This window comes from Cellvibrio chitinivorans (genome assembly GCF_035117775.1).
In the GTDB taxonomy this organism is placed as follows: domain Bacteria; phylum Pseudomonadota; class Gammaproteobacteria; order Pseudomonadales; family Cellvibrionaceae; genus Cellvibrio; species Cellvibrio chitinivorans.
Window position 1 is genome coordinate 1,107,542 of record NZ_JAYKKN010000001.1, and the last position, 24,283, is coordinate 1,131,824.

Sequence of the window (24,283 nt, forward strand, 5' to 3'; positions counted from 1 at the left end):
GATTGGTACCTGATGGGTCAGTAACTGCTTGGGAGGATGGTGGTGATGACAGCGAATCCAGCTTGGGGGAAATACCGACAAGAATGGAATTTCGCGATGGGGTTCACACGAATTTTGCCCAAATCGGCTGAATTGCCCACCCTTGGCTAGTCTTTATTTCGCTCGCCTCCTTGGCGCGGGTTTTGAATATCAATGCCCTTCAGGAGATTGTTTAAGCGTCATGTTTCTTATCGCCGCACTGTCACCACACTGTTGCCGCAATGTCGCCGTACAACAATAAAACTCTATCGATTATTTCGGGATCTTAGGCCACTGGCTATGAAGCAAACCTTGTTACCCTCGTGTTTATCCTTTTCGCTGCTGGCGTCTGTCATCGCCGCCTTAACGGCCTGTGGCGGCGGTGGGGGTGATGGCGGTAGCAACGGCGGTCAGGAGCCAGACCCGGTAGTGGTGGATATTCCCGTTGCCTATGTGCAGCGCCCGATTCCGGTGGATGAAGATGGCGAGCCGCTCTACCCGGATGTATTCATGCCCGATAGCTTTACCCCCGGCGGCGAGCTCTACCTAAAAGCGCGCGCCACCGCGCAGGCAGCGGTGATCAACATCACCCGCGCCGAGTACGAAACTGACTTGGCCAAGTACCCGAATTACACGCCGGAAGCGCCCAATTACGATGTAAAAGATGTCTCCGTCAGCCCCGATGGCAGCCGTTTGGTATTTGCCATGCGCGCACCGCTCGACCCGGATATGGATGAAGATGACGAAGATCAACCGACCTGGAACATTTGGGAGTACCAGCTTGAAAGCAAGCTGCTGCACCGCGTAATCACCTCCGAATTTGAGGCGGAAAAGGGCGATGATGTCAGTCCTCACTACCTGCCCGACGGGCGCATCCTGTTTACCTCCAATCGCCAAAAGCGCAGCAAAGAAATCCTGCTCGACGAAGGCAAACCCCAGTTTGGCGCGGTAACCGAACAGGACGATGACATCACCAGCTTTCTGCTGCATACGGTCAAAGACGATGGCACCGACATCCAGCAGCTCAGCTACAACCAAAGTCACGATATCCAGCCAAGTGTGATGCCTGACGGTCGCCTGCTGTTTATGCGCTGGCAGGGTACCGGCCAGAATGCGCGCCTGAGTTTTTATACTTCTAACCCCGATGGCACCGATGTGCAGTTTTACTTTGGTGCTGAGACCTTAAATGAAGAACCGGCAGAAACCATGACCGAAGCACCGCGTCTGTTTCGCCCGCAGGTGATGGCCGATGGTCGCATCGCCGCCATCTACATGCAAAACGGTCTGCAACTGGGCGGCGATATGGTGGTGGTGGACGGTACTGATGAGACCGAAGGTGAGATTGAATCTATCTCCATCAAACCGGTGGATATAGCTACGGATGTGGTTTCGCTCTCTGGCCGTTTTGCGTCCCTATCGCCCCTGTACGATGGCACCAATCGCCTGCTGGTGAGCTGGAGTCAATGCCGCTTGCTGGAAACGGCAAACCAGCGGTTGCGGCCTTGCCTTGCCAACTTGCTGGCCGAAGGCGCGCCCATTGACGGCTATGAAGAAGCACCAGCGTTTTATGGCATTTGGATTTACGACATCAACAACCAAACCCAGCTGCCGGTAGTGCTGGCGGAGGATGGCAAAGTCTTTAGCGAAGCTGTCGCGCTTGAAGCGCTGGCCGCGCCCCCGGCATATATCGCACCGACGACTGATACGACCTTAGCCGCGCAAAACCTCGGTGTGCTGCATATCCGCAGCGTTTACGATGTGGATGGCGCGTTTAATCCCATGGGTAGCGGCGCGGCCGATATCGCCGCTATGGCTGCCCTTCCTGCCGAGCAACGCCCCGCGCGCTTTGTGCGTTTACTGAAAGCGGTCTCCCGCCCCGATGACGATACGCTCGATGATCAGGACGACAATATCTACGGCAACCTATTTAACGCCAATAGCAGCATCGAAGAGATTCTGGGTTATGCCCCAGTCGAGCCGGATGGTTCGGTGATGGTCGCTGTGCCATCGGATGTGGCCTTTAGCCTTGAAGTCTTGGACGCCGATGGCCAGCGAATTGGCCAGCGTATTAACCAACTGATCAACCTGCGCCCGGGCGAATTGCGTGAGAGCAATGGCGTCGCCGTACTGGGTCGCGCTGAGCTGGCTTCGGCGCCAGTCAATACCGGCGCCGCTACCTCGGCCAGCTTCCCCAATACCCTGAGGTTCGATCCTTTAGGTGCGCCAGTGGTACCGGAAATGGGTGAGACAATGGCGGAATTTGCGGCGCGCACAACCTACTGTTCCACCGATGCGCTACAGGGGATTATGTGTGCTGCTATGGCCGGCCCGGGGCAGGAACGCAATCTGCGCAAGCCGAGTGTGGATCTTATCTATAACGATGAGTGGACAACGCCCGAAACAGCACGCGCGGAAGCTTTTGCCTATCGCTACAACAATCTCGACCCCAGTCTCACGCCCGATGCCATAGCCGCGCCGACGCCAACCTCCTGCCGCGAAGCGATTAGCTGGAATGCCAACTGCCGCGTTGTCATCAACTACGAATATCATATCCAACCACTGTGGGAGCGCGAACGCGAACCTATGACGGTGACTGATCCTGAATTGGCGCTGCCGGGTACCGCGAATACCTGCGCCGGTTGTCACTCGCCAGCGGATGCTGATGGCAATATGCAGGTTCCTAAAGCACAGCTAGAGCTGACGCGTATCAAGGAGAATGCAAACACCCAAATGCGCTCGTATCTGCAGCTACTTAACGGCAATCAGAGATTGGCTTTTTGGTACAACGGAATGGCATCTATGCTCATTCCTACCTGTGAATATGAAGATCTCTATCCAGATGAATACATTCCTCAATGCGAGGTTGTACTCAATGAAGAAAACATCCCTTTTTGTGAAGATCTGGAAGATTGTCAGTTTGAAATAGTGAATGAAGAAACAGGCGAGCTTGAGTTAGATCCTGTCACTGGCAACCCTGTTCCTCGTCAAGTTGAAACGCCATTCATAGCTCCAGCGATGAGCCGCGGTGGCGCCCGAGCCAGCGGTAGTTTCTTTAATAAATTTACGGCTGCGGGTGGCGAGGACGCGACGCATGTGGGATTCTTGAACGACGCCGAATTAAAACTGCTCTCCGAATGGCTGGACACCGAAGGGCGTTACTACACCAATCCCTTTGAAATGGCGATTCCGAATTAATATAACAATGACTACAAAAATCGAGATCAAGGCATGATTGCCAACTTTCAAAACCTGCGTCGCTGTTTGAACTGCCTTGCGTTTGCATTGCTGCTGATGCCTTTATCAGCAGCGCAAGCTGATTGGTTTGGCAGCGATTGGTTTGCTGAACAGCCGCTGCAACAAGTCAGCGTCAACGATGCGTTTATCAACGTCTATTCCGGCCCCGGGCGCGGCTATCCAATTTTCCATGTGGTTGAGCGCGATGAAGTTATCACCCTGTTAAAAAGCCGCACCGACTGGATCAAAATCAAAACCCGCCGTGGCTTGGAAGGCTGGGTACAGCGCAGCGATATGCAACTCACTCTTGCACTCGATGGCAGCAAACCGGAATTTCCCGATAACACTCAAGCGGATTATTTGGTTGATCGTTTTGAGTTGGGCGCAGCCTACGGCGATTTCGCCGGTGCTGACAGCATGAGTATGAATCTCGGTTATCGCTTCACTAAAAATCTGTCGGCAGAATTTCGCTACGCGGAAAATACCGGCCAGTTTTCCGACAGCCAAATTATGGCGGCGGCCGTGTTATTCCAACCTTTTCCCGAGTGGCGCGCATCGCCCTTTTTTAGTGTCGGCAGCGGCACCATCAAAACTTTTCCCAGTTCAACACTGGTGCAAACCGAAGACCGCGAAGACGATTTATTACAAGCAGGCTTGGGTGCTTATGTGCATCTCACTGGCCGTTTATTTTTGCGTATGGAATACGTCAACCATTATGTGATGACCAGCCGCAATACCAATGAAGAGGTTAACGAATGGAAATTAGGTTTCAACGTCTTTTTCTGATCGGATTATTTTTCGGTCTGATCGGAATTGGCAGCGGCGCTTGCGCGCAAGATGACGATGGCGACGATGAGTTGGGGCAAATTATCACCCCGGATATTGAGCGCCGCAGCGTAAAAGAAGCGGACTTGGACAGCGAAAATTTTCAGGCGGGCATCTTTTTCGGCATGCTCAGTGTAGAAGATTTTGGCACTAACAGTTTGGTCGGCGTTTCATTTACCTATCACATCACCGAAGATTTTTTTGTTGAAGCCAACTACGGTGTGAGTGAAACAGAAAAAACCAGCTATGAATTATTGAGCGGTGGCGTTGAACTGCTCACCGGCGATGAACGCGACCTGGCGTATTACAACTTGGCGCTGGGTTACAACCTGTTTCACGGCCAAATTTTCTTTTCCGACAAGCTGACCTTTAACAACGATTTTTATTTTTTAGCGGGCGCGGGTAATACCGATTTTGCCGCGAAAGATTATTTTACCGTGATGCTCGGCGCAGGCCTGCGCTTTTATGCCACCGACTGGGTGGCGGTAGACTTGAGTATGCGCGGCCACAGTTTTGAACATGAATTATTTGGCGAGAGCAAACAGGTGACTAATCTGGAATCGCGCCTTGGTGTTTCGTTCTTTTTCTAAAATAGATTCTGAAAAGTATTGGAGTAACTGATATGTCACTGCATAAAAAATGGCACAACAAAATATTGGTCTTAGGTCTGGCGCTGGCTGGCAGTTTATTTACGTTAAGCGCAAATGCCGATTCGGCACCGGATTTCACCTTGCCTAGCAGTGCTGGCGACAATGTGCGTTTGGCTGAATTGCGCGGGCAGGTGGTGATGTTGAATTTCTGGGCATCCTGGTGCGGCCCTTGCCGCAAAGAAATGCCGCTGCTGGATGAAATGTCCAAACGCTACAGCGCTGCCGGTTTTGTGCTCTACGGCGTGAACGTAGAAGAAGATAATACCGATGCGAAAAAACTCATCAAAGAATTGGGCGTAACCTTCCCGATTTTGTGGGATACCGAAAGCAAAGCGAGCAGTTTGTATAACGTCGATGCTATGCCCACCACTGTGATGATCGATAAAAAAGGCGAGATTCGCTACGTCAATCGCGGTTACAAAGCAGGCGATGAAAACAAATACCGCGATCAAATCCGCGAGCTGATTAAAGAATGATGCTGCGCCGTCTTTCATTGTTGGCGTTGCTATTTTGCATTGCCGCTTGCAGTCCGGTTAAGCCTTGGGTGAAACCTTACGAGCGCGCCAATATCGCCGATGAAGTCATGAGTTTTGATCGCGATCCTATCGCCAGTTCTTATTTGCATCACGTATTTGACGCGCGTGAAGCTGCGCGCGGTGGCGATGGTGCATCGGGAGGTGGCTGTGGCTGTAATTAATCGTTTGGCGATTTTGCTGCTGGCGTTCTTCGTGGGTTCAACGCAGGCCGCGGTATTGCCCGATGAACGTGTGGATATTCTTTATCACGGCTACGATGGCGGCGGTGCAGACATTAACGGCCCTTCAATTCTGGTGCGTAAAAATGTCGGCGCTTCGGTATCGGTTGCGGCGAATTACTATGTGGATATGGTGAGCAGCGCATCGATTGATGTGGTGACTCAGGGCAGTAAGTATTCGGAAAAACGCAATGAAACTGGGTTGAGTGGTCAGTACCTGATTGATCGCTCAACGATCTCGCTGGGCTACGTCAGCAGTAAAGAAAATGATTACGATGCAACAACCTACAGCTTTGGTATCGACCAAAGTTTTTTTGGCGATTTAACCACCCTCGGCTTTGGTGTCAGTTTTGGTGAAGATGTGGTTGGGCAAAATACTGACCCAACTTATAAGCGCGATTTGCAGCGCCGCAAATACAGCATTAATGCATCGCAAATTGTGACCAAAAATTTATTGGCATCGCTCAGCTACGACAGCTCCAGCGATCAGTGTTTGGATATCGCACAAGATGAAAGCTGTTTAAATAATCCTTATCGCTCGGTGCGCTTTTTAACGGGCACAGGCGGCTACTCTTATCAGGCAGAACTTTATCCGCATACTCGCAATAGCGATGCGATTGGCTTGCGTGCAATTTATTATTTGCCCTATCGTGCGTCTATTCGGTTTGATGCGCGCCAGTTTTCTGATAGCTGGGGAATCGATGCGGACAACTTTGAGTTGCGCTATTTGCACCCTTACCGCGACCAGTGGTTGTTTGAAGTGAAATACCGGATGTATAAACAAACGGGTGCCGATTTTTATGCGGATTTATTTCCCTATCGCGATGCACAAAATTATTTGGCGCGCGATAAAGAGCTGAGTCCATTTTCATCCAATGTATTGGGTTTGGGCGCGACTTATAAAATTCCCGCAGGCGTAGTGCCTTGGTTTGAGAAAAGTACGGTGAATCTTTACTGGGATATGTTTGATATCGACTACGACGACTTCCGCGATGCGAGTGTATCGCCGGAAGAGTATGCGGCTGGCACTGAACCGCTCTACAGTTTAAAAGCCGATGTGATTCGTTTTTATCTGTCGTTCTGGTTTTAACGAAAAATCAAACACAATAAAAAATGCCTGAACGTTTGCGCGTTCAGGCATTTTTTATTGTGTTTGATTTTCGGCCAAACTAAGAGTGCGAGCGCTTATCTTTTGCCGTTTAGCGCATGACCCAGTGATGTTGCCCAGCGTGAAAATGCGAGTGAAACTTCGCGCTGATTATTAGGGCGGTTGTTTTCCTGCCAGCGATTGCCTAAATCTGATTGGTCGCCCACCAAGCCAATCAGGGCATTGGTTTGAGCATCATAAATTTCCATGCGGATATTCATGGTGCCCGCGCCTTCGGTGTAAATCTTTTCCATGTTGCGGCTTTGAATATCGTCTTTTACGGCGGAGGGCGCAATCTCGAGCAGGGTCGATTTAATCAACAAGGTTTTGCCTGCACCGCCAGCGGCTTTGAAATCGCCACTGTCGATTAGCTCTTTATTAAATTGTTCAAGGTATTTTTTTTGCAGATAGGCGCGGTCTTTATCATTCAGCACCCAAGGCTCATTAAATCGGGTGTATGACTCGGGCGGTTGGCGCACTTCGATTTTGCTGACATCCAAATCCGTAAATTGCAGCTGTTGGTATTCTTTCAGGTTGATATTGGGGTTGAAATAAACTCTATCCAAAAAGCGGTTTTTGACTTGAGTAAATCCCAGCGGTTCCGCTTCTGCGGCAATGGCTTTTTCCAGTTTTTTGTCGGATGCCTGTGTGAATGCCGCCATCGACATCACCAGTAAACCCAGAGTAAGCGCGCGTTTCATATTCGTCTCCTTTATCTTTGCGGATTGATCGGGTAAAAATCAATGCAGATTAACTATCAGTGCGGATTAACTATAGCAAGCGATTGCCAAATGTGAATTACCCGCCCGATAGCGGGTTGGTGATCTTTTGCGCCTCCAACTCTATAATCCCAACCCATTTTGTGGCGCTGGCTAGCGCTTTATTTTCAACTCCTGCGAAAAAGAGAGTGTGTTGTGGCTTCTGAACCTATTTTTATTGTCGATTACGACGCTACCTGTGCCGCTGGGGCGGGCATGGGTGAAATTCGCGCTGCGCTGATGAGTCAGCGTTCCGGCCTGCGCGCCAATGATTTCCCCGGCTGCGATTTACCTACCTGGATTGGCCGGGTGCCAGCGATTGATAGCTATGTGTTTGCCCCTGACCTGGCGCACTGGCAGAGCCGCAACAACGCCTTGATTGCGCTGGGCTTGGAGCAGAGTTCGCTGCGCGCGCCTTTGCAGCAGTTGATTGAGCGTTTTGGCTCGGCGCGTATCGGCGTGGTGATGGGTTCCAGTACATCGAGTATTGATCGCTCTGAGGAGGCTTATCGCCACCTCGATGATCAAGGGCAGTTGGCACCTGAATTTGTGCAGGAGCTGGTGCTTAACCCCCATGCGCCGGGCTTGTTTGTCGCCGAGTTGCTCGGCCTCGACGGCCCTAATATGACGGTCAACACCGCCTGTTCGTCATCGGCCAAGGTCTTTGCCACAGCCAGCCGCTGGCTGCGCGCGGGTATAGTGGATGCAGTGCTGGTCGGCGGTGCCGATACTCTCTGCCAGAGCGTGCTCTACGGTTTCCACTCATTGCAGCTGGTGTCGGAAAGCCAATGCCGCCCCTTTGATGGCGCGCGCGACGGTATCAATTTGGGTGAGGCCGCCGGTTTTGCGCTGCTGGTGCGCGGCGATGCGGGCGTTGCTCACTCGGGCATTCAGGTGAGTGGCTACGGCGAAAGCTCCGATGCGCACCATATGTCTCATCCTCACCCCGAAGGTGCAGGTGCGCGCTTGGCGATTGAGCAGGCGCTCTCGCAAGCGGGCTTAACGCCTGATCAAATCGACTATATCAATCTGCACGGCACTGCCAGCCGCGCCAACGACCATATCGAAGGCAATTTGGTCGGCGCTATGTTCCCCGCATCGACCCTCGCCAGCTCCACCAAAGGTTGGACGGGGCATACGCTGGGTGCGGCTGGGATTCTTGAATCCATTTTTGCGCTGGAGGCACTGGTCACGGGTGTAGTGCCCGGCACTTTGAATTTGGCCGAGGTAGATCCGGAAATTGCTATCTCTATGAGCGCCGCCAATCAGCGCGCTAACTTAACCCATGTAATGAGCAATTCTTTCGGTTTTGGTGGCAACAACGCCTGCCTGATTTTTAGCCGCGCGGAGGTGCCAGCATGAGTTTGAATAAATCGAATTTGGCTGTGGATGTAGTAGGTCTGGGCGCTTGGGGGCCGGGCTTTAATAATTGGGCTGAGTTACAAGCACTGCTCGCTAATCCTGCAGGTGCAGAACTGGATTGGGTCGCGCAAACGCCCAAGCCGGAAATTATTCCCGCCAATGAGCGCCGCCGTGCGCCGCTACCGGTGCGTGCCGCAGTAGAAGTCAGCTGGCAGGCGCTGCAGCAATCTGGCTTGGCATCGAGCGATGTCGCTTGCGTGTTTGGCTCGGGGCTGGGCGATACCGAAATCACCGACTATATGTGCCGCGTGCTCACCACGCCCGAAAAGCAGTTGTCGCCCACCAAGTTTCACAACTCGGTGCACAATGCTGCCGCTGGCTACTGGACGATTAGCTCCGGCTGCATGAAAGCCGCCAACTCCATTGCCGCCTACCAAAACACCGCTGGCTTGGCGTTGTTGGAGGCGATGATTCAGTGCGATCAGCACCAAGAGCCAGTGTTGGTCACGCTATTTGATACCCCCGCGCACGATGCTTATCGTCAGATTTTTGCCTGCGAGCAGGGTTTTGCGGCGGCAATTCTGTTAGTGCCAGCAGGCTCAGCCGCAGCACCCTTAGCGCGTTTGACGATGGCTGAAGAGTCTGGCGCAGAGGCGACAGTGCCCGCATTTTCCCATGCGCAATTGGATCAACTCTATCGTGATAATCCCGCTGCCAAATTGCTTGGATTACTGCAGCAGTTGGCGACCCAGCAGGCAGGGCAGGCGGTATTTGCGTTGAGTCCGCGCCGTCAGCTGAATCTGAGTTTGAGTTTTTAAGCCATGAAAGGTCCGGGAGTGATGGCAGTGGCAGCAGAAACTCAGGTTGATGCAAAGCAAGTTAGCGATTGGGATGTGATTATCGCTGGTGGCGGTTTGGCGGGGTTGGGACTCGCCAAGCAGCTCAAAGAGGTCAATCCCGAGCTCGCCATAGTGGTGGTGGAAAAGCAGGGCTTTCCACGCCCGCGCGCCATCGCCAAGGTGGGCGAATCGACTGTTGAAATCGGCTCCCACTACCTCTCGCATCATTTGGGGTTGATGGAGCATCTCAAAGAAAAGCATCTGAAAAAGTTCGGCATTCGCATCTTCTTTGGCGAGCCGGCCGATGACTTTTCCCAGCAGGATGAACTGGGCGCGAGCCAGACCTTTGGTATTCCCACTTATCAAATTGATCGCGGCGATATCGAAAACCAGCTGGCGACCGAAGTGCAGGCTCTGGGTGTTCGCCTGATCGATAGCGCTGATATTTTGCGCCTGAATACCGCTGCGGCAAGCGACACAGAACGCAATAAAGAACTGAGGGTTCGCACCGAAACAGGCGAGCAAATATTGCGCGGCAGCTGGCTGGTGGATACCGCCGGGCGCGCCAGCCTACTCAAAAATCATCTTAAGTTGGCGGCAAAAAACGAACACAAAGCTAACGCAGTTTGGTTTCGTATCGACCGCAAAATTACGCTTGATGACTGGTGCGAGAGTGCCGAGTGGCAAGCGCGCTGTATGCCCGAAGGGCGCCGCTGGCTGAGCACTAATCACCTCACTGGCCCCGGCTACTGGGTGTGGATAATTCCGCTCGCCTCGGGTGTGACCAGTATTGGCATAGTGATGGACGATACCGCGTTTAGCGCAAGTGAGATTGCCGATAAAGACTCGGTGCTGGCGTGGTTGGCGCAACACCAAAGCCGTCTCGCGCGCGCCATAGGCGATGCCAATTTCCTCGACTTTGTGGTGTTGCGCGATTACTCCTACGACTGCAAACAATTGTTCAGCGACCAGCGCTGGGCAATCGCCGGTGAGGCGGGGTTATTTGCCGATCCTTTCTATTCGCCCGGCAGCGATTTTATCGCCTTCGCCAACGGCTTTATTTGCTCGCTGATTACCGCCGAGCGGCGCGGGCAGGACATTCGCGTACAAGCGCTCGTCTACGAAAAACTGCTGCGTTCCATCTACCAAAATACCCTCTCACTTTACGTAGATCAGTACGGCGGTTTTGGCGATAGGGTGATGATGGGTTTAAAACTGCTGTGGGATTACAGTTATTACTGGGGCGTGCTCTCACTACTTTATTTCCGCGATGCGCTCTGCGATTTTGAGCGGATTCGTCCACTTGCGGGCGAGCTGCAAAAAGCCCAACAGTTAAATCAATCGGTGCAGGCATTGTTCCGCGCGCGCGCCGCACAGCGCTTGCAGCTGCCCAATCGCGGCCAGTTTATGGATCAATATAAGATTCCCTGCCTGCAATTTTTCAACAAGGTATTGATGGATGAACCGCAATTGCCCTTGGCGGAAGAGCTGGCGCGCAATATGAATCTGGTTGAGCAGATAGCCGCGGCAGTTGGCGATATGTTGGGGGAAAATCCTGAGCTGGAAATCAGCCCTGCGGAGCGGGAATTGCTAGGGGATTATCGATTAAAGGTGTTGGCGCCTTAAGGTCTTGGGCGATTAAAGCTTTTGGCGTCTTAAGGTTTTAGGCGGCTTGTCTTATTTCGCGCGCAGCTGTTGGTAAAACGCCAGCAATTTTGCGCGCGGTAACTTGCCGTTATCTTCGCGCGGCAGGGCATCTACCATCAGCAGTGGGCGCGGCATAAATACCGGATCCAGGTGCGCGGCAAAACGGGCGCTGACATCTTGTTTGGTCGCCGAGGTGCTGACCACCAGCGCAGCCGGGCGAGTGATCGCCTGAGCGCCATCTTCCGGCATAAACACTACACCATCAATCACGCCCGGCGTCGCGAGCAATAACTTATTCATTTCTTGCAGTGAGCCGCGTTTGCCGGCGATTTCAATCATGTCGTCGCCACGGCCGAGCAGGCGAAATTCACGCCCGTCCTGCGTTTCAATGCGATCCTGTACCGGCTGCTCCTGCGGCAGATGATCGCCGCGAATGATTGAAAAATCCTGCGCAAATTCCAAGCCTTCAAATAAGCGCCAAGTATCGCTTTGTGCTGTGCGGCGGCGCGCCATAGAGCCGACTTCGCTGCAGCCATAAACTTCCACCAGCTCTCCGTTAAAGCAGCTTTCAGCCGATTGCGCGAGCGCATCGGATAGCGGCGCCGTGGCGCAGAGCAATTGTTTCACCGGCGGCATAGCTACGCCGCTTTGCACCAGCGCACGCAGATGAACGGGTGTGCTGATTAGCAGGCGCGGCTCCGGCAATTGTTGCAGCGCGTGCGCGACATCCTGCGGGAAGAGCGGGCGCGCATCGCTAATACATAAACGGCTAAACAGCGGCAGCAGCATGGAAGTTTCCAAGCCCCACATATGTTGCGCGGGAACTGTGGCGAGGGTATTGAGCTGCTGCTCTTGGTAGTTATCGCCCAGCATTTCCCGCGCATTCATACGGCTGCTGATTACAAAGGTGTGCCAGGGCTTGAGGTTGGCTTTGGGCACGCCGGTAGAGCCGGAGGTAAAGGCGATGGCAGAAAGCTGCTCGGCAGGAATCTGCGGAATTTCGTTGCAAGTGTCGCTACAAGCCGTGTCGCGCAAGTCGTTCAGATTCAAATTGAACTGGGGGCAGTTGTCGAGCGGCGCATCCAGACCATCGTGTAGCACATAACAATCGGGATGCTGCTCGCGCAGCAATGCTTGGGTCGCCGGAGCGCGATTTTGCGGCAGCAGATTAGTCTGGCCGCGCACCAGCGCTGCACAAAAACCAAGGGTAAACAGATAGCGGTTATCGCACAGGTTGATGGCAAAGCCAGCGGCTGGTAATTGCTCGGCCAAACGCATCACTTGGCCGATAAACTCGCTGACGCTGACTGCCCCGGTTTGCCCGCCAAGTGCGGGTAAACGGGTGCCAATATGGGCAAAGCTATCGTTTGGCTGGCGTTCCAGCAGCGGCAAAAAAGCTGGATTTGCGGCGCTATTACTGCTCATGTGCGCGGGCAGTTGTTACTTGGTTTTGTGCGTTTGGACAAAATCGGTCAAAGAGGCGAGGGTGGCGAATGCCTTGCGGGTGTTTTCATCTTCCGCTTGCATTTGCACGCCGTATTTTTGCGAAATAGCCAGTGCGATCTCCAATGCGTCGATTGAGTCCAGCCCCAATCCATCGCCAAATAAGGATTCGTCCGGCGCTATCTCATTGGCTGCGATATCTTCCAGATTTAGTGCCTCTACCAGTAATTCGGCCATTTCCAATTGGGCAGCAGTTTGCGCAGACATAGATACCTCGGTGTTATTGTCGTCATTTATCGTAAAAGGCCGCGCAGTTTAGCGGTTTTGCCCCTCAAAATCATCCGCTAACCAAGGGCTTGTCCGGTTGTTTGTGCTTTTCCTATACGCTCATCAAGAGTATTTTTGACGGGAATTTTTGGGTAAACTCGCGCCCCTTTTGCTATTAATTCCGCCACCGACAACAAGTGACAAGACGCTGTTATGCCCCTACTTCGCCAGGAATACTTATCTGCCAATGCGGTTTTGGATGTCGCCCAACTGCTTGCCCAGCCGGGTGTGTTGGCGTTGGTGAACTTTGGTGATGTCTGCTCTCCGGGATCACAGCCGGGCATTATTCCGCTGGGTATGCCATCACTGAGCGATAAGCCTTGGGAAGTGATTCGCTATGGCGATACTGTGGCCGAGCGCGGCGAAGATGAACACTGCCAGTGGAGCCAGATTGAAGATGTGCTCTGCGTAGCGACCTGGATCGCGCCGGAAGATTGCACCGATATAGAAGCAGCGACCGAAGTGGCTTATGGCCGTTTGTTCCGCGTGATTCAGGCCAAGGGCTTCCCTTATCCCTTCCGTATCTGGAACTTTATGCCGGATATCAACAGCGGCGATGGCGATCGCGAAGAGTACAAAAAATTCTGTGTCGGGCGTGAGCGCGCGTTTGATGATTACCATGTGGCGCCGCGCGAATATCCCGCTGCATCGGCTTTAGGGCATCACAGCAAAGGCGCGGTGATTTATCTGTTGGCTGGGCGTAGCTCGGGCATTCACCATGAAAACCCGCGTCAGCAACCTGCCTATCAATATCCGCGTGAATATGGCCCCAGTAGCCCGAGTTTCGCGCGTGCTACCAGCCTTGCGTTGCGCAGCAAGCCGCAGGTGTTTATCTCTGGCACCGCCAGCATCATTGGTCACAACACCCAAGCGGTGGGCGATCTGCAGCAGCAACTGGAAATTACCCTCGACAATATTCGCTATCTGCTCTCCCATGTGGAGCAGGCTGATAGCGAGCTGAGCGCGGTGCGCGTCTATCTGCGCCATCCGCAAGATCGCGCGGCAGCCGAGGCGTTTCTATCCCAGCACCTGCCTTCCCATGCGTTCAATTTTATCCATGCTGATGTTTGTCGCAGCCAGCTACTGGTAGAGATTGAGGCTTTGGCATCGCCGGCCTTGCTGGCTCCGGTTTTATGAAGCAGATCAACTGGTGTTGGCGGTTGATCGCAACCGCTTTTTCCATTGTGTTGTTTGCTCTGGGGGCCTTGTTATTAGGCGGGGTTTTGGGGCTGTTGATTCGCTTCTTCCCGTGGCCAGAGCAACGCCGCCGCCAATTTGTGCGCAAATCCATTCAGCGTTGGGTCGGGTTTTATGTCTGGGTGGTGTGCCGTTTGGGCTTGATGAGCGTGCAATTTGATGGTGTGGCAGCGCTTGATCAGCCGGGTGTATTGGTGGTCGCCAATCATCCCACCCTGTTGGATGCAGTAATGCTGATGACAGTGATGCCCAATGTGACTTTTATCGCTAAAGCCGCTATGGCGCGCAACCCATTCACCTGTTGGATAGTGACTGCAGCGGGTTATATCCCCAATGATGAAGTGGGCGTAGAGCTAGTTGATAAAGCTGCCGCCGCACTGCGCGCCGGTGAGACGTTAATGATTTTCCCCGAGGGCACACGCACGAATGGCGAGCAGTTACAACTCAAGCGCGGCGCTGCCAATATTGCGCTGGCGGCTGGTTGTCCGCTGCTGCCAGTGGTGATTGACTGTCAGCCCATGACCCTGCGTAAAGGCGAGCCCTGGTATCGGATTCCCGCGCGTGCGCCGCATTTTATCGTGAAAGTATTGCCATTAATGGATGTGGCCTCGTTGATCGACAACCAGCAGCCACCCGGATTGCAAGCGCGTGCACTGACGGCTGCGCTGCGCGATTGCCTGCAAGGTGAACTGCAGAAACTGCGCTGATACTTGTATAATCCGGCGCTGGCCGAGGTTTGGAGCCTCGGCGCTATATATCAAAGATATGACATCAAAAATGACTTCAAAACTGCTGTTTGGTTTTATCAAAAAAGATTCTCGTTATGACCCATACCCGTGAAAGCCTGCTGAGCCGTATCACCGCGATACTGGAAGAACAATTTGATATAGCTGCCGATGCAGTGACCCCCGCGGCGCGTCTGCGCGAAGATCTGGATATTGATAGCATCGATGCAGTGAATTTAATGATCGAATTAAAATCCATCACCGCCAAAAAAATTACGCTGGAAAATTTCCATCAGGTAAAAACCATCGATGATTTAATCGATGCGATTTTAGCGTTTCTGTCCCAGGAAAACGGGCAGGAACAGGCTGCTCAATAATGCCGCGCCGCCGCGAGCCAGAAGCACTGCTTAGTGTGGATACCGCCATCACTGTGCCGTTTTTTGATGTCGATTCGATGGATATAGTGTGGCACGGCCACTACTGCAAATACTTGGAAGTGGCGCGCTGCAATCTGCTCGATAAACTCGGCTACAACTACGCCGATATGAAAAAATCCGGCTTTATGTTTCCCATCGTGGATATGCAAATTCAGTATTTGCAGCCGCTGGTATTTGAGCAGCAAATTATTGTGAAAGCGAGTTTGGTGGAGTGGGAATACCGCTTGAAAATTCACTACCGCATTTGCGATGCCGCCACGGGTGCAACCCTGAGTAAGGCCTACACGGTACAAGCGGCGGTGGATGCACAGACCAAATTGCTGCGTATTGGCTCGCCCGATGCGCTGCTCGATAAAGTTAAACTGCTGCTGCCTTAAATGAGTTAAATCACCATGCCCATAAAAAAAATAATAAACATGAGTTTTGGTATTGTTCTTGGCGTATCAGCCTTGCTCGGCGTGAATGTAAACGCTGAATCTTCTGCTGAACTCTTGCAATCCTATCTTCCGGAAAACTGCTATCAAGCGGGTCTTTATCAGCAAAAAAAATCCCTCGCTGGTATTAATAAAATATTGGAAACCCAAGGCAATTTTGCATTTGCATGCGATAAGGGTTTACTTTGGCATACAGGTGCGCCGCTCAATGAAACTCTGGTGTATCAGTTGCAGGGTGGTACGCAATTGGTAACTGCCGATGGCAGCAGTAAAAAATTATCTGGTACCTTGCAGCGCCAATTGGGAAAAATGCTCAATCAACTCATTGGCGGTAATCAGCGTTATTTGGATAAAACATTTTTTATTGCGGCAACTGATACAGGCGTGCGTTTAACGCCGCGCGCCAAGCGTATGGAAAAGTTTTTACGCGCGATTGATATAAGTCGTAACGATGATTCAGTCACTATCCATATGCAGCATCAGGGAGAAGAGTTTACCGAAATACGTGTCTTTCAGTTGCAATCATTAGCGAAGCTCGATTTGGCAGAGTGCGCACAGATTGCACCGGCTGATGCTGCATCCTTTGCTGTTGCTTGCCAGCAATTATTTGACTCTCATTAATAACTAAAACCTGAAAATTTAAGCGAGCGTGTTATGACGCAGCATGTCTATCATCGCTGGTGCAGTGCCATCCTTTTATTGCTCACGCTGATCGCTTTTGGCTGTCTTTGGTCTATTCAGCGCACTGGATTGCAGATTGATACTAATCTGCGCAGCCTCTCCCCCTCTTTCTCGCTCAACCCTGAAGTTAATCAAGCGCTCAATGCCATGTCGGCTAATGCCGCGCAGCAATTCATGCTGGTGTTGGTTGATGAAGATGAAGAGCATCTGGCTGATGCCAGCGATTATTTGCGCGAATTAATTGAAACCGAAGCCAAAGGAATTCGCTATCAGGATCAAACTGGGTTGCTGGATGCCTATGCGGCACAACTTAGACAGCATTCATTTTTTATTCTGGATGAACAGACGCGTGAGTTGCTGAAGCAGAAAAATGCTAGTGCCATTTTAAAACAGGGAGAGCGCAATCTTTACGGCAGCGGCGGACTCTTGCGGTTGATTCCAGTCGCACAAGATCCGTTAGGGTTTGCCAATGGCTACGCGTTGGCGTTGTTTGATCGTTTGGGATTAAGTGCCAGCGATGATATTCAATCTGTAACGCGCGCAGGGGCAGAAACATTTATCGCAGTACACCGATTGCAATTAGCCAGCGATGCGCTGGAGATGAATCAACAGGATCTGGCGCTCGCCAGCATCAAAAAAATTAGCGCGCAATTTAGCGCTGAATTTCCAGATGCAGAAATGCTGGAGTCGGGCATTTTATTTTTTGCCGCCGATGCAGCCCAATCGGCGCGCGCGGATATACAAACCATTAGTACCGGTTCAATGATCGGCGTGCTGCTATTAATACTCTGGGTTTTTCGCGGGCCGCGTGCACTTTTATTGCCGGCATTATCCATCGCTTTGGGCTTAGGCTTTGCCTTTTGTATTTGTCATTATTGGTTTGGGTCAGTACACGTACTGACACTGGTATTTGGCTCCAGTTTGATTGGTGTGGTGGTGGATTACGCACTGCATTATTTCTATTTTCAAGCGCACCATCCGCAGAGTGAAAATCGCCTACCGCTCTATCGCGCACTCTTTTTGAGTTTGTTGACCAGCGTGATTGGATTTGGCGCTCTGGCCTGGTCGGGGTTGGCAGCGTTGCAGCAGATTGCGATTTTTGCCGCGCTGGGGCTTGTTTATGCATGGATGGTGGTTATTGCGCTGGGGCATTATTTAACCAAAGGTGTCAATGTCTACGATGGTCATCTGCAGTTTTTGGTGCGAGTGGCGTTACAAAGTTTTGCCAAACTTCAATCGCGCTGGATATTGCCCATAGCAATTCTGTTGCTGGTCGTTGGCTTTTCCGTAGTCGGATTTACATTACCTGCGAGTGATAATCCGCGCAGTTTTTTTGCCGCAAATCCAGCATTGATTGCACAGGAAAAACAAGTCAGTGAGTGGGTGGCTAGTCATGAACCCGCCAGTTTTATTCTAGTGCAAGGCGATAACCTACAGCAGGTCTACGATCGAATCGAACAGGTGCAAACACTACTGGAGTCTGGTTCGGGTGATAACTCATCAACTGCATTGCCACTATTAGGTGCGCATTTGTTTTTTCCATCGCCTGCACAGCAGCAGGAAAACTATCAGTTAAACGCTCTTCTTTATGGAAGTGAAAATCTGGCGGGTGAATTTATTGCGCAGCAAGGGTTGAATGAGATATCGGCAAGTGATTTGGCCGCGGCTTATCGTACGCAGCAGAAACAGCTAATAAATCCTGCTGATTTTTTTAATCAGCGGAATCAACTCTTGCCGCCGTTGTGGATTCAAACAGATGCACGGATTAGCGCACTCTTATTAATTCCCAAAACAATGGATGTGAATAGTATTGCTGATAAATTGAAGCCTGTGTCGGGCGCCAGTTTTTTCAGTGCAATTCAAGATGCGGAATCCGCCATGAAAGACTTGCGTCAGGCTGCGGTGCAGTTATTATTTTTGGCGTTGGGGCTAATGGCGCTATTGTTGCTGAGTCGCTATTCTTTGCAGAAAACCTTGCAGTTGATTGCTATCCCGCTGTTTGCTGTATCGGCCTGTTTGGTATTGCTGGCATTATTCAATATTCCGCTCACATTGTTTCATGTGATGGCGCTGTTTTTGGTGGTCGGATTGGGAATGGACTACGTTATTTTTATCGCTGAGATGAGTGAAAATACAGTTGAAACCTTATCAGCCGTAACGCTTTCATCCATTACCAATTTGTTATCTTTTGGTTTGTTAAGTTTGAGTATTTTGCCAGCGGTAAGTGCGTTTGGTGCTGCTTTATTTATTGGCGGCTGCTTAAATTATCTGGGTGCCATGCTCTTGGCCAGCCGACGTTTTGCTGCCAACTAATCGAATTCTTAAAATATTTTTCAGGTAAAAAATAATGACTAAACAACGAATTTTAGTAACTGGCGCCAGTCGCGGAATCGGCAAGGCTTGCGCGTTAAAGTTGGCTGCTGATGGTTTTGATATATGTGTGCATTACCGCTCCGGAAAATCCGAAGCCGAAGCTGTGGTTGCGCAAATTATTGAAAGAGGTGGCAGTGCCAGTTTGATTCAATTTGATGTGTGTGTGCGCGAAAAAGTTAGTGAAGTGTTGCTTGCGGATGTAGAGGCGAATGGCGCTTATTACGGAGTAGTTTGTAACGCCGGTATTGCCGCTGATAATGCCTTCCCTGCAATGACTGGCGAGCAGTGGGATTCGGTGGTGCACACCAATCTTGATGCGTTTTATAACGTTTTATATCCGCTGGTAATGCCAATGATTCGCCTGCGCAAAGGCGGTCGTATTGTCACGCTCTCATCGGTGTCTGGTGTCATCGGTAATCGCGGTCAAACCAATTACAGCGCAGCCAAAGCGGGAATTATTGGTGCGACAAAAGCATTGGCGATTGAGTTGGCCAAACGCAATATCACTGTTAACTGTGTGGCGCCCGGCGTTATTGAAACCGATATGATCGAAGGGATTTATCACGACGAAGCGATGAAATTAATTCCTATGCAGCGCTTTGGCAAAGTCGAGGATGTGGCGGCAACGGTGGGCTTTTTGATGTCCGATGCGGCTGGCTATATCACTCGTCAGGTAATTAGTGTGAATGGTGGGATGTGTTAATTCCCCCTAACCCCCCTTTTCAAAGGGGGGAATGTAAGGTGCCGTTGTTCAAGTTGGCACTTTTAACTCCCCCTTTGGAAAAGGGGGCTGGGGATTGAACGCATTTAAAAATCAGCAACCCGCTTAAAAATCAGCGATGTATTTACCCCACCAAAGGCGAAGTTGTTGCTCATAAAATACTGGGCTTTTAATTCGCGCACTTCATTTCTGATGTAATCCAGTTGGCCGCAATTTTCATCGACTTCATCCAGATTTAAATTGGGCGAGAACCAGTTTTCATTCATCATTTCTATGCCGAGCCAGGCTTCCAGTGAACCGCAAGCACCGAGGCTGTGGCCGATATAACTTTTTAAACTGCTAAACGGAATTGCACCGCCCATGACTTCCTGAGTCGCCATTGATTCAGCAATATCGCCATGAACTGTGGCGGTGCCGTGGCCGGAAATATACTGAATTTGTTCTGCATTTAATTGCGCGTCGCGCAAACTGTTTTGCATCACTTTTGCCATGGTGACTTGATTGGGTCTAACCAAATGGCTGCCATCGCAGTTGGTGGCAAAGCCAACCACTTCCGCCAAAATATTCGCGCCGCGCGCAACCGCGTGATCCCAATCTTCCAAAATTAACGTACAGGCGCCTTCGCCCAACACCAAACCATCGCGCTGTGTATCAAACGCGCGCGGCGATAATTCAGGTGTGGAGTTTTTTAAACTCGCTGAGTAAACCGTATCGAACACTGCTGCTTGAGTTGGGCAGAGTTCTTCGGCGCCGCCGGCGATCATAATGGTTTGCTGGCCGCTGCGAATTGCTTCATAAGCAAAGCCGATACCTTGGCTGCCCGCAGTGCAAGCGCTGCTAGTGGTGTACATGCGTCCGCAGGTACCGAAGAGCACGCTAATATTCACCGCCGCCGAGTGGCTCATCATGCGCAAATAAGTAGTGCCGTTTAATTTCGCCATGGATTTGTGTTCGAGCAAACCAAAAAATTCCATAGCGGCTTCGCTGCTGCCAGTAGCCGAACCGTATGCAACACCGGTGGCATCGCTGCTAATAACGGGATCTTTAAATAATCCCGCGTGAATCAATGCCTGTTCCGTAGCGGCTACGGCCATTTGCGCCACGCGCCCCATGCCGCGTTTTTTCTTCATGGTGTAATGGGCTGGCATTACAAAGTCGTCTACTGGTGAGGCGAGACGAGTTTGCAATTCCGGATACTGATCCCACTCGTGCATATAGCGCACGCGATTTTTCAATTGCAAAATATTGGCGCGAATGGAATTCCAGTCGTGCCCCAGTGCAGAGATGGCGCCAGCGCCGGTGATGGCTACACGTTTGCTCACGCGCTTGCTCCTGTTGAGTGATTTTCTTGTTGTGCTTGTGTGTCTAAAGGTTTGCGAAATACAGATAATTTCGCGCTCGCACAACAGCTCTGATCGCGTGTATTAATAATTTCACACTGAAAATTGGCGAGACTTTCACCTACCACAGCGACTTCCGTACAGCGCACTTGCAGTACATCGCCTGCGCGAAAAAATGGCACAAAGGCTTCGTATTTACGGGTGCCCAACAGTAATCCCAAATGTGGCGCAACTGTACCTTGCTCTAATTGATAGCCAGCAATCAGTGCGGCTGTCTGCCCCATATATTCCACACCTATCCAGCTGGGTACGCCTTTATCGGCAATAAAAAATGATGAAGCTTCGCTGATAAGAATTTCTGAGCAGGAAAAATTTTGCCCGACCTCGATCACCTTGTTAATTAATAACATAGGCTCGCGATGAGGAATAAGGTCATAGATTTTCGGATCAATCATTGCGTGTGGCCGATAATGTTTGGGCTGATTCAGCCGCCGATGCGCTGCTGCTCCAGTAGGGGTAAAAATTAAACCACTGCAAAGGTGCGCGCGCGGCTTGCTGTTCCAAGGCTTGCGCATACTGCTGTGCATAGGCTTGCAATTGTGCGCCGCCATCTTTACGCGGCAGCGTAACCTGCTCAGCAAAGGGCACTAGTTCAAAATAAATTTTCTTGGCTTTGCGATAAGAAAACATCAACTGCACTTCGCACTGCAATACCTTGGCGAGCATATAGGGGCCGATGGGTAATTGCGCCGGGCGATCTAAAAAATCTACCGTGACAGTACGCGCTTCACCGCTTAGGGGAATGCGGTCGCCTGCGATAAACAGCCATTCGCCATTTTCGATTTTGGCTTTCAGTTGCAGGATTAGGGGAATATCCAATTCATTCACTTGATAAATATGAATGCGCGATTCCGGGTTAATGCGCTGCATGGCATTTACAAAATTCGCCGAGTGCTGATCGTAAACCAACGCATTAATGGTGCGTGCTTTGTAGCGCTGTACAAAACCGCGGCAATATTCGAGATTGCCCAAGTGCGAGCCAATAATTAACTGGCCATTGGTTTTGTTCATAAATTTGGCGAGCAATGGCTCATTGGCGATTTCAAAATCTTCTTCGCGAATGGGCGTGCTCCAAGCCAGTAGTTTATCTAAAATAGTTTGGCCGAAGGCGTACATATGATTAAACACAGCGGTGTAACCGGGCGTTTTGCCATTCCAATAATCTGGATATTTTTTCGCATGAGTCTGTAAAAAATCGAGTGAGGCTGAGCGCGCGCGGCGATTAAACAGAAAATAGTAAGCCATGATCGGGTAGAGCAGTGCGTTGAAAAAACGGCGCCCGAACACCCTCTGCAGCCAGAGTAAAAACAAAATGCCGCGAATCGTTCCCGACTCTTGTAGTGTTGACCAATGAGCGGTTTTTTCTTGAGGGGACGTTGTATTGGCGTGCAGTTGTTCAGACATTATTCGCCTCGCAAGCGCTGCCATAAAATCATTGGCAAGCGCATCAACATACCGACCATGAGGCGACTATGTAATTTGATCAGCAATAAGTTGTCGCGCAGATAATTAAAGTGCGACACACTTTGCTCGGGATAAATTACTTTGGTGTTGATAAAAATTAACTCGGTGTTTAACCACACTGCTTTTACCAGCAACTCTGTATCAAAATCCATGCGGTTGCCGATAAAGTAGTGATCGAGCACATCTTCAATCGACGCAAGAGGGTAGACGCGAAATCCGCAGAGGCCATCTTTAATGCGTAGTGATAGCGTTTCAATCGCCACCCAAAAGTCTGTGACCTTGCGACCATACAAGCGTGCTTTGGGTGCGGAGCTATCAAACACCGGTTTGCCACAAATAATTGCGGCGGGATTGGCCTGTGAGCGAACGACAAATTCGGCAATATCGGCAACATTGTGTTGGCCGTCGGCATCGATTTGAATTGCGTGGGTAAAGCCTAAACTGCGTGCAAAACTAAAACCGGCTTTGCAGGCACTGCCTTTACCGCGATTGCGTTGCAGTGCAAAAAAATACACTTGCTCAAAGTTTTTTGCAGCGGCTTCAACCTGCGCGCGACTGCTTTCACTGCTGCCATCGTCGACAATAATAATCGGCAGCCCCGCGGCAACCAGCTGCGGTAAAAATGCAATAAATTGGCGCTCGTGATTGTAGTGCGGAACTAATAGGCAATAGTTCATAAATAAAAACCCATAAGCTATAACTCATAGTGATTTTCTACTGTGAGGAGACTTGGTTGCTAAAGACCAGCTTACCTTCAGAAAATAAGATCTCGTCCTTGCGATAGCAATATTTTATCGCACAGCTGCTATCAGTGATTTTTGCGTCGAGCGTTAATTGCAAGCGTTGCTCCGGCAAAATAACTTGCTGAAATTTTAAATTGTCGATGCGAATAAACTCATCGCTAAGATTAAATAGTTGCTTGGCGATTTCACCCGCCCAGTGAGTTTGCACTACCCCGGCAACCACCGGTTGCTGCGGGAAATGCCCTTGCAGCCAATGCATATCGCCGCCGATAAAAATATCCAGCGCGAAAAAATTGTCGCTGTGATTCAAATCGTCAAAACGCGGCCAGTGGGTGGAAGCAAATTGATGGCGCAGTTGCGCGAGCAGTTTTTCGTCAGGCATGGAATCGTCACATTGTTATTGATGACCGTTTCGGTCTTGTTGCAGCGAGGAATCTATCGACTGCTTGCGCGCTGGAGGTTCGGGCGTGTGATCAGGCGCCATGATACTCCAGCTGCCCACTCAACCCAATCTTTATGGTTGATCGCGGTATTTGCGGATGTAGTAGCGGCGGTAACCATATTCCAGCGCAAAAAAAATCCCGAAGACTATATAAGAGATAAGTCCGTTATAGAGCGCCCAGCTTTTAAGATCGCTCCAGAGCGCGAGATAACAGGCTATAGCCGCATTGCCAAGCAGGAGCAGAGCCCAGATGCCGGTTAAGCGACGGGTATAGGCTTTGGCGCGTGGCGTAATTGTCTCACCGGTGAGCCGCGCAATTCGCTCGATCACACTTTCGGGGGCGTTGAGACTGGAAGCAAACAGGTAGGCAATTCCAAGGCTGATAATTACAGGGTAAAACTTGAGTAGCAGCGTGTTATTGGTGATGGCGATGGTCAGGCTATAGCTCAGTATCAGGAGTAGTGGCAGCCAGCTACCCAGGCTTGACGAGGCTTGGGCTTTGCGCCCGAGAACAAACTTGCCTAGCCCCATGACCGCTAGCAGTAGCGCAAAAAAGGCAGGGCCCTGCTGCTCTACCCCCGTGTAGACCAGCAGGGGGTAGGCGATTGAGACGATAACCAGCAGTAGACTGATGAGAAACTTCATTGCTGATAAAAGCGCGA

Annotated in this window: 25 protein-coding genes; 16 read left to right on the forward strand and 9 right to left on the reverse strand. The window is 51.1% G+C overall.

What is annotated here, in order from left to right; genetic code table 11:
- The first annotated feature begins 318 nt into the window (after window positions 1-318).
- Genes SPL68_RS04660 through SPL68_RS04685 form a run of 6 tightly spaced genes read left to right on the forward strand, consistent with a single transcriptional unit; the run spans window position 319 to window position 6,571 of the window.
- Window positions 319-3,213, forward strand: a complete 2,895-nt coding sequence (locus SPL68_RS04660; RefSeq protein WP_323813907.1) for an HzsA-related protein — start codon at window positions 319-321, stop codon at window positions 3,211-3,213.
- Window positions 3,214-3,246: 33 nt separating this feature from the next.
- On the forward strand, window positions 3,247-4,038 hold the full coding sequence (locus SPL68_RS04665; protein ID WP_323813908.1) for an SH3 domain-containing protein: 792 nt from the start codon (window positions 3,247-3,249) through the stop codon (window positions 4,036-4,038).
- Window positions 4,008-4,667: an outer membrane beta-barrel domain-containing protein gene (locus SPL68_RS04670; protein ID WP_323813909.1), complete on the forward strand. Its 660-nt coding sequence runs from the start codon at window positions 4,008-4,010 to the stop codon at window positions 4,665-4,667. The genes SPL68_RS04665 and SPL68_RS04670 overlap by 31 nt, the downstream gene beginning before the upstream one ends.
- 32 nt (window positions 4,668-4,699) lie before the next feature.
- Entirely contained in the window at window positions 4,700-5,203 is a 504-nt protein-coding gene (locus SPL68_RS04675; protein WP_323813910.1) for a TlpA family protein disulfide reductase, read from the forward strand.
- Window positions 5,200-5,424 (forward strand): DUF4266 domain-containing protein, encoded by a 225-nt coding sequence (locus SPL68_RS04680; RefSeq protein ID WP_416377407.1) that lies wholly within the window; start codon window positions 5,200-5,202, stop codon window positions 5,422-5,424. Before SPL68_RS04675 ends, SPL68_RS04680 begins: the two co-directional genes overlap by 4 nt.
- Entirely contained in the window at window positions 5,411-6,571 is a 1,161-nt protein-coding gene (locus tag SPL68_RS04685) for a DUF3570 domain-containing protein (protein ID WP_323813911.1), read from the forward strand. The genes SPL68_RS04680 and SPL68_RS04685 overlap by 14 nt, the downstream gene beginning before the upstream one ends.
- A gap of 95 nt (window positions 6,572-6,666) precedes the next feature.
- Here the strand turns inward: SPL68_RS04685 and SPL68_RS04690 are convergent, their stop codons facing one another.
- Window positions 6,667-7,329 (reverse strand): DUF3313 family protein, encoded by a 663-nt coding sequence (locus tag SPL68_RS04690; protein ID WP_323813912.1) that lies wholly within the window; start codon window positions 7,327-7,329, stop codon window positions 6,667-6,669.
- A 213-nt stretch (window positions 7,330-7,542) separates the two neighbouring features.
- Between SPL68_RS04690 and SPL68_RS04695 the strand changes: the two genes are divergently transcribed.
- From SPL68_RS04695 to SPL68_RS04705, 3 genes are read left to right on the forward strand one after another with little or no spacing between them, the layout of a single operon-like run.
- Window positions 7,543-8,748, forward strand: coding sequence for a beta-ketoacyl-ACP synthase (locus SPL68_RS04695; protein WP_323813913.1), 1,206 nt, complete (start codon window positions 7,543-7,545; stop codon window positions 8,746-8,748).
- Complete coding sequence (locus tag SPL68_RS04700) at window positions 8,745-9,566, forward strand: beta-ketoacyl synthase chain length factor (protein WP_323813914.1); 822 nt, start codon at window positions 8,745-8,747, stop codon at window positions 9,564-9,566. Before SPL68_RS04695 ends, SPL68_RS04700 begins: the two co-directional genes overlap by 4 nt.
- A gap of 27 nt (window positions 9,567-9,593) precedes the next feature.
- Window positions 9,594-11,213, forward strand: coding sequence for an NAD(P)/FAD-dependent oxidoreductase (locus SPL68_RS04705; RefSeq protein WP_323813915.1), 1,620 nt, complete (start codon window positions 9,594-9,596; stop codon window positions 11,211-11,213).
- A 51-nt stretch (window positions 11,214-11,264) separates the two neighbouring features.
- On the opposite strand, the gene SPL68_RS04710 is transcribed toward SPL68_RS04705, so the two are convergent.
- Together SPL68_RS04710 and SPL68_RS04715 are read right to left on the reverse strand one after the other, a co-directional pair.
- Window positions 11,265-12,659, reverse strand: coding sequence for an AMP-binding protein (locus SPL68_RS04710; protein ID WP_323813916.1), 1,395 nt, complete (start codon window positions 12,657-12,659; stop codon window positions 11,265-11,267).
- Window positions 12,660-12,674: 15 nt separating this feature from the next.
- Window positions 12,675-12,944: a phosphopantetheine-binding protein gene (locus SPL68_RS04715; protein WP_323813917.1), complete on the reverse strand. Its 270-nt coding sequence runs from the start codon at window positions 12,942-12,944 to the stop codon at window positions 12,675-12,677.
- A 213-nt stretch (window positions 12,945-13,157) separates the two neighbouring features.
- Between SPL68_RS04715 and SPL68_RS04720 the strand changes: the two genes are divergently transcribed.
- The 7 genes from SPL68_RS04720 (at window position 13,158) to SPL68_RS04750 (ending at window position 19,554) form a co-directional block, all read left to right on the forward strand.
- Window positions 13,158-14,141 carry a chorismate transformation FkbO/Hyg5 family protein gene (locus SPL68_RS04720; RefSeq protein ID WP_323813918.1) on the forward strand — a complete coding sequence of 328 codons (984 nt, stop codon included), beginning with the start codon at window positions 13,158-13,160 and terminating at the stop codon, window positions 14,139-14,141.
- Window positions 14,138-14,908: a lysophospholipid acyltransferase family protein gene (locus tag SPL68_RS04725; protein WP_323813919.1), complete on the forward strand. Its 771-nt coding sequence runs from the start codon at window positions 14,138-14,140 to the stop codon at window positions 14,906-14,908. Before SPL68_RS04720 ends, SPL68_RS04725 begins: the two co-directional genes overlap by 4 nt.
- Window positions 14,909-15,024: 116 nt before the next feature.
- Window positions 15,025-15,303 carry an acyl carrier protein gene (locus SPL68_RS04730; protein ID WP_323813920.1) on the forward strand — a complete coding sequence of 93 codons (279 nt, stop codon included), beginning with the start codon at window positions 15,025-15,027 and terminating at the stop codon, window positions 15,301-15,303.
- Complete coding sequence (locus SPL68_RS04735; protein WP_323813921.1) at window positions 15,303-15,740, forward strand: acyl-CoA thioesterase; 438 nt, start codon at window positions 15,303-15,305, stop codon at window positions 15,738-15,740. The genes SPL68_RS04730 and SPL68_RS04735 overlap by 1 nt, the downstream gene beginning before the upstream one ends.
- 39 nt (window positions 15,741-15,779) lie before the next feature.
- On the forward strand, window positions 15,780-16,418 hold the full coding sequence (locus SPL68_RS04740) for a LolA-like protein (RefSeq protein ID WP_323813922.1): 639 nt from the start codon (window positions 15,780-15,782) through the stop codon (window positions 16,416-16,418).
- A 33-nt stretch (window positions 16,419-16,451) separates the two neighbouring features.
- Window positions 16,452-18,791 carry an MMPL family transporter gene (locus SPL68_RS04745; RefSeq protein ID WP_323813923.1) on the forward strand — a complete coding sequence of 780 codons (2,340 nt, stop codon included), beginning with the start codon at window positions 16,452-16,454 and terminating at the stop codon, window positions 18,789-18,791.
- 34 nt (window positions 18,792-18,825) lie between these two features.
- Window positions 18,826-19,554 carry a 3-ketoacyl-ACP reductase FabG2 gene (locus SPL68_RS04750; RefSeq protein ID WP_323813924.1) on the forward strand — a complete coding sequence of 243 codons (729 nt, stop codon included), beginning with the start codon at window positions 18,826-18,828 and terminating at the stop codon, window positions 19,552-19,554.
- Between the two features lie 104 nt (window positions 19,555-19,658).
- Here SPL68_RS04750 and SPL68_RS04755 read toward each other — a convergent pair whose 3' ends face one another.
- The 6 genes from SPL68_RS04755 to SPL68_RS04780 form a co-directional block, all read right to left on the reverse strand.
- Window positions 19,659-20,894, reverse strand: coding sequence for a beta-ketoacyl-ACP synthase (locus SPL68_RS04755; protein ID WP_323813925.1), 1,236 nt, complete (start codon window positions 20,892-20,894; stop codon window positions 19,659-19,661).
- A complete protein-coding gene (locus SPL68_RS04760) occupies window positions 20,891-21,367 on the reverse strand; it encodes a hotdog family protein (protein ID WP_323813926.1) in 477 nt (158 codons plus the stop codon). The genes SPL68_RS04755 and SPL68_RS04760 overlap by 4 nt, the downstream gene beginning before the upstream one ends.
- Window positions 21,360-22,376, reverse strand: a complete 1,017-nt coding sequence (locus tag SPL68_RS04765; protein ID WP_323813927.1) for an LpxL/LpxP family acyltransferase — start codon at window positions 22,374-22,376, stop codon at window positions 21,360-21,362. The genes SPL68_RS04760 and SPL68_RS04765 overlap by 8 nt, the downstream gene beginning before the upstream one ends.
- Window positions 22,376-23,113 carry a glycosyltransferase family 2 protein gene (locus tag SPL68_RS04770; RefSeq protein WP_323813928.1) on the reverse strand — a complete coding sequence of 246 codons (738 nt, stop codon included), beginning with the start codon at window positions 23,111-23,113 and terminating at the stop codon, window positions 22,376-22,378. Before SPL68_RS04770 ends, SPL68_RS04765 begins: the two co-directional genes overlap by 1 nt.
- Before the next feature lie 37 nt (window positions 23,114-23,150).
- Window positions 23,151-23,561: an ApeI family dehydratase gene (locus SPL68_RS04775; RefSeq protein WP_323813929.1), complete on the reverse strand. Its 411-nt coding sequence runs from the start codon at window positions 23,559-23,561 to the stop codon at window positions 23,151-23,153.
- Between the two features lie 132 nt (window positions 23,562-23,693).
- On the reverse strand, window positions 23,694-24,266 hold the full coding sequence (locus tag SPL68_RS04780) for a COG4648 family protein (protein ID WP_323813930.1): 573 nt from the start codon (window positions 24,264-24,266) through the stop codon (window positions 23,694-23,696).
- Between the last annotated feature and the right edge of the window lie 17 nt (window positions 24,267-24,283).

Bases quoted from the DNA above. Each gene is read 5' to 3' on its own strand.
- SPL68_RS04720 (WP_323813918.1), top strand. From the start codon at position 13,158: ATGCCCCTACTTCGCCAGGAATACTTATCTGCCAATGCGGTTTTGGAT.
- SPL68_RS04660 (WP_323813907.1), top strand. From the start codon at position 319: ATGAAGCAAACCTTGTTACCCTCGTGTTTATCCTTTTCGCTGCTGGCG.
- SPL68_RS04730 (WP_323813920.1), top strand. From the start codon at position 15,025: ATGACCCATACCCGTGAAAGCCTGCTGAGCCGTATCACCGCGATACTG.
- SPL68_RS04675 (WP_323813910.1), top strand. From the start codon at position 4,700: ATGTCACTGCATAAAAAATGGCACAACAAAATATTGGTCTTAGGTCTG.
- SPL68_RS04710 (WP_323813916.1), bottom strand. From the start codon at position 12,659: ATGAGCAGTAATAGCGCCGCAAATCCAGCTTTTTTGCCGCTGCTGGAA.
- SPL68_RS04750 (WP_323813924.1), top strand. From the start codon at position 18,826: ATGACTAAACAACGAATTTTAGTAACTGGCGCCAGTCGCGGAATCGGC.
- SPL68_RS04740 (WP_323813922.1), top strand. From the start codon at position 15,780: ATGAGTTTTGGTATTGTTCTTGGCGTATCAGCCTTGCTCGGCGTGAAT.
- SPL68_RS04765 (WP_323813927.1), bottom strand. From the start codon at position 22,376: ATGTCTGAACAACTGCACGCCAATACAACGTCCCCTCAAGAAAAAACC.
- SPL68_RS04770 (WP_323813928.1), bottom strand. From the start codon at position 23,113: ATGAACTATTGCCTATTAGTTCCGCACTACAATCACGAGCGCCAATTT.
- SPL68_RS04735 (WP_323813921.1), top strand. From the start codon at position 15,303: ATGCCGCGCCGCCGCGAGCCAGAAGCACTGCTTAGTGTGGATACCGCC.
- SPL68_RS04665 (WP_323813908.1), top strand. From the start codon at position 3,247: ATGATTGCCAACTTTCAAAACCTGCGTCGCTGTTTGAACTGCCTTGCG.
- SPL68_RS04690 (WP_323813912.1), bottom strand. From the start codon at position 7,329: ATGAAACGCGCGCTTACTCTGGGTTTACTGGTGATGTCGATGGCGGCA.
- SPL68_RS04680 (WP_416377407.1), top strand. From the start codon at position 5,200: ATGATGCTGCGCCGTCTTTCATTGTTGGCGTTGCTATTTTGCATTGCC.
- SPL68_RS04745 (WP_323813923.1), top strand. From the start codon at position 16,452: ATGACGCAGCATGTCTATCATCGCTGGTGCAGTGCCATCCTTTTATTG.
- SPL68_RS04780 (WP_323813930.1), bottom strand. From the start codon at position 24,266: ATGAAGTTTCTCATCAGTCTACTGCTGGTTATCGTCTCAATCGCCTAC.
- SPL68_RS04775 (WP_323813929.1), bottom strand. From the start codon at position 23,561: ATGCCTGACGAAAAACTGCTCGCGCAACTGCGCCATCAATTTGCTTCC.
- SPL68_RS04700 (WP_323813914.1), top strand. From the start codon at position 8,745: ATGAGTTTGAATAAATCGAATTTGGCTGTGGATGTAGTAGGTCTGGGC.
- SPL68_RS04725 (WP_323813919.1), top strand. From the start codon at position 14,138: ATGAAGCAGATCAACTGGTGTTGGCGGTTGATCGCAACCGCTTTTTCC.
- SPL68_RS04670 (WP_323813909.1), top strand. From the start codon at position 4,008: ATGGAAATTAGGTTTCAACGTCTTTTTCTGATCGGATTATTTTTCGGT.
- SPL68_RS04760 (WP_323813926.1), bottom strand. From the start codon at position 21,367: ATGATTGATCCGAAAATCTATGACCTTATTCCTCATCGCGAGCCTATG.
- SPL68_RS04715 (WP_323813917.1), bottom strand. From the start codon at position 12,944: ATGTCTGCGCAAACTGCTGCCCAATTGGAAATGGCCGAATTACTGGTA.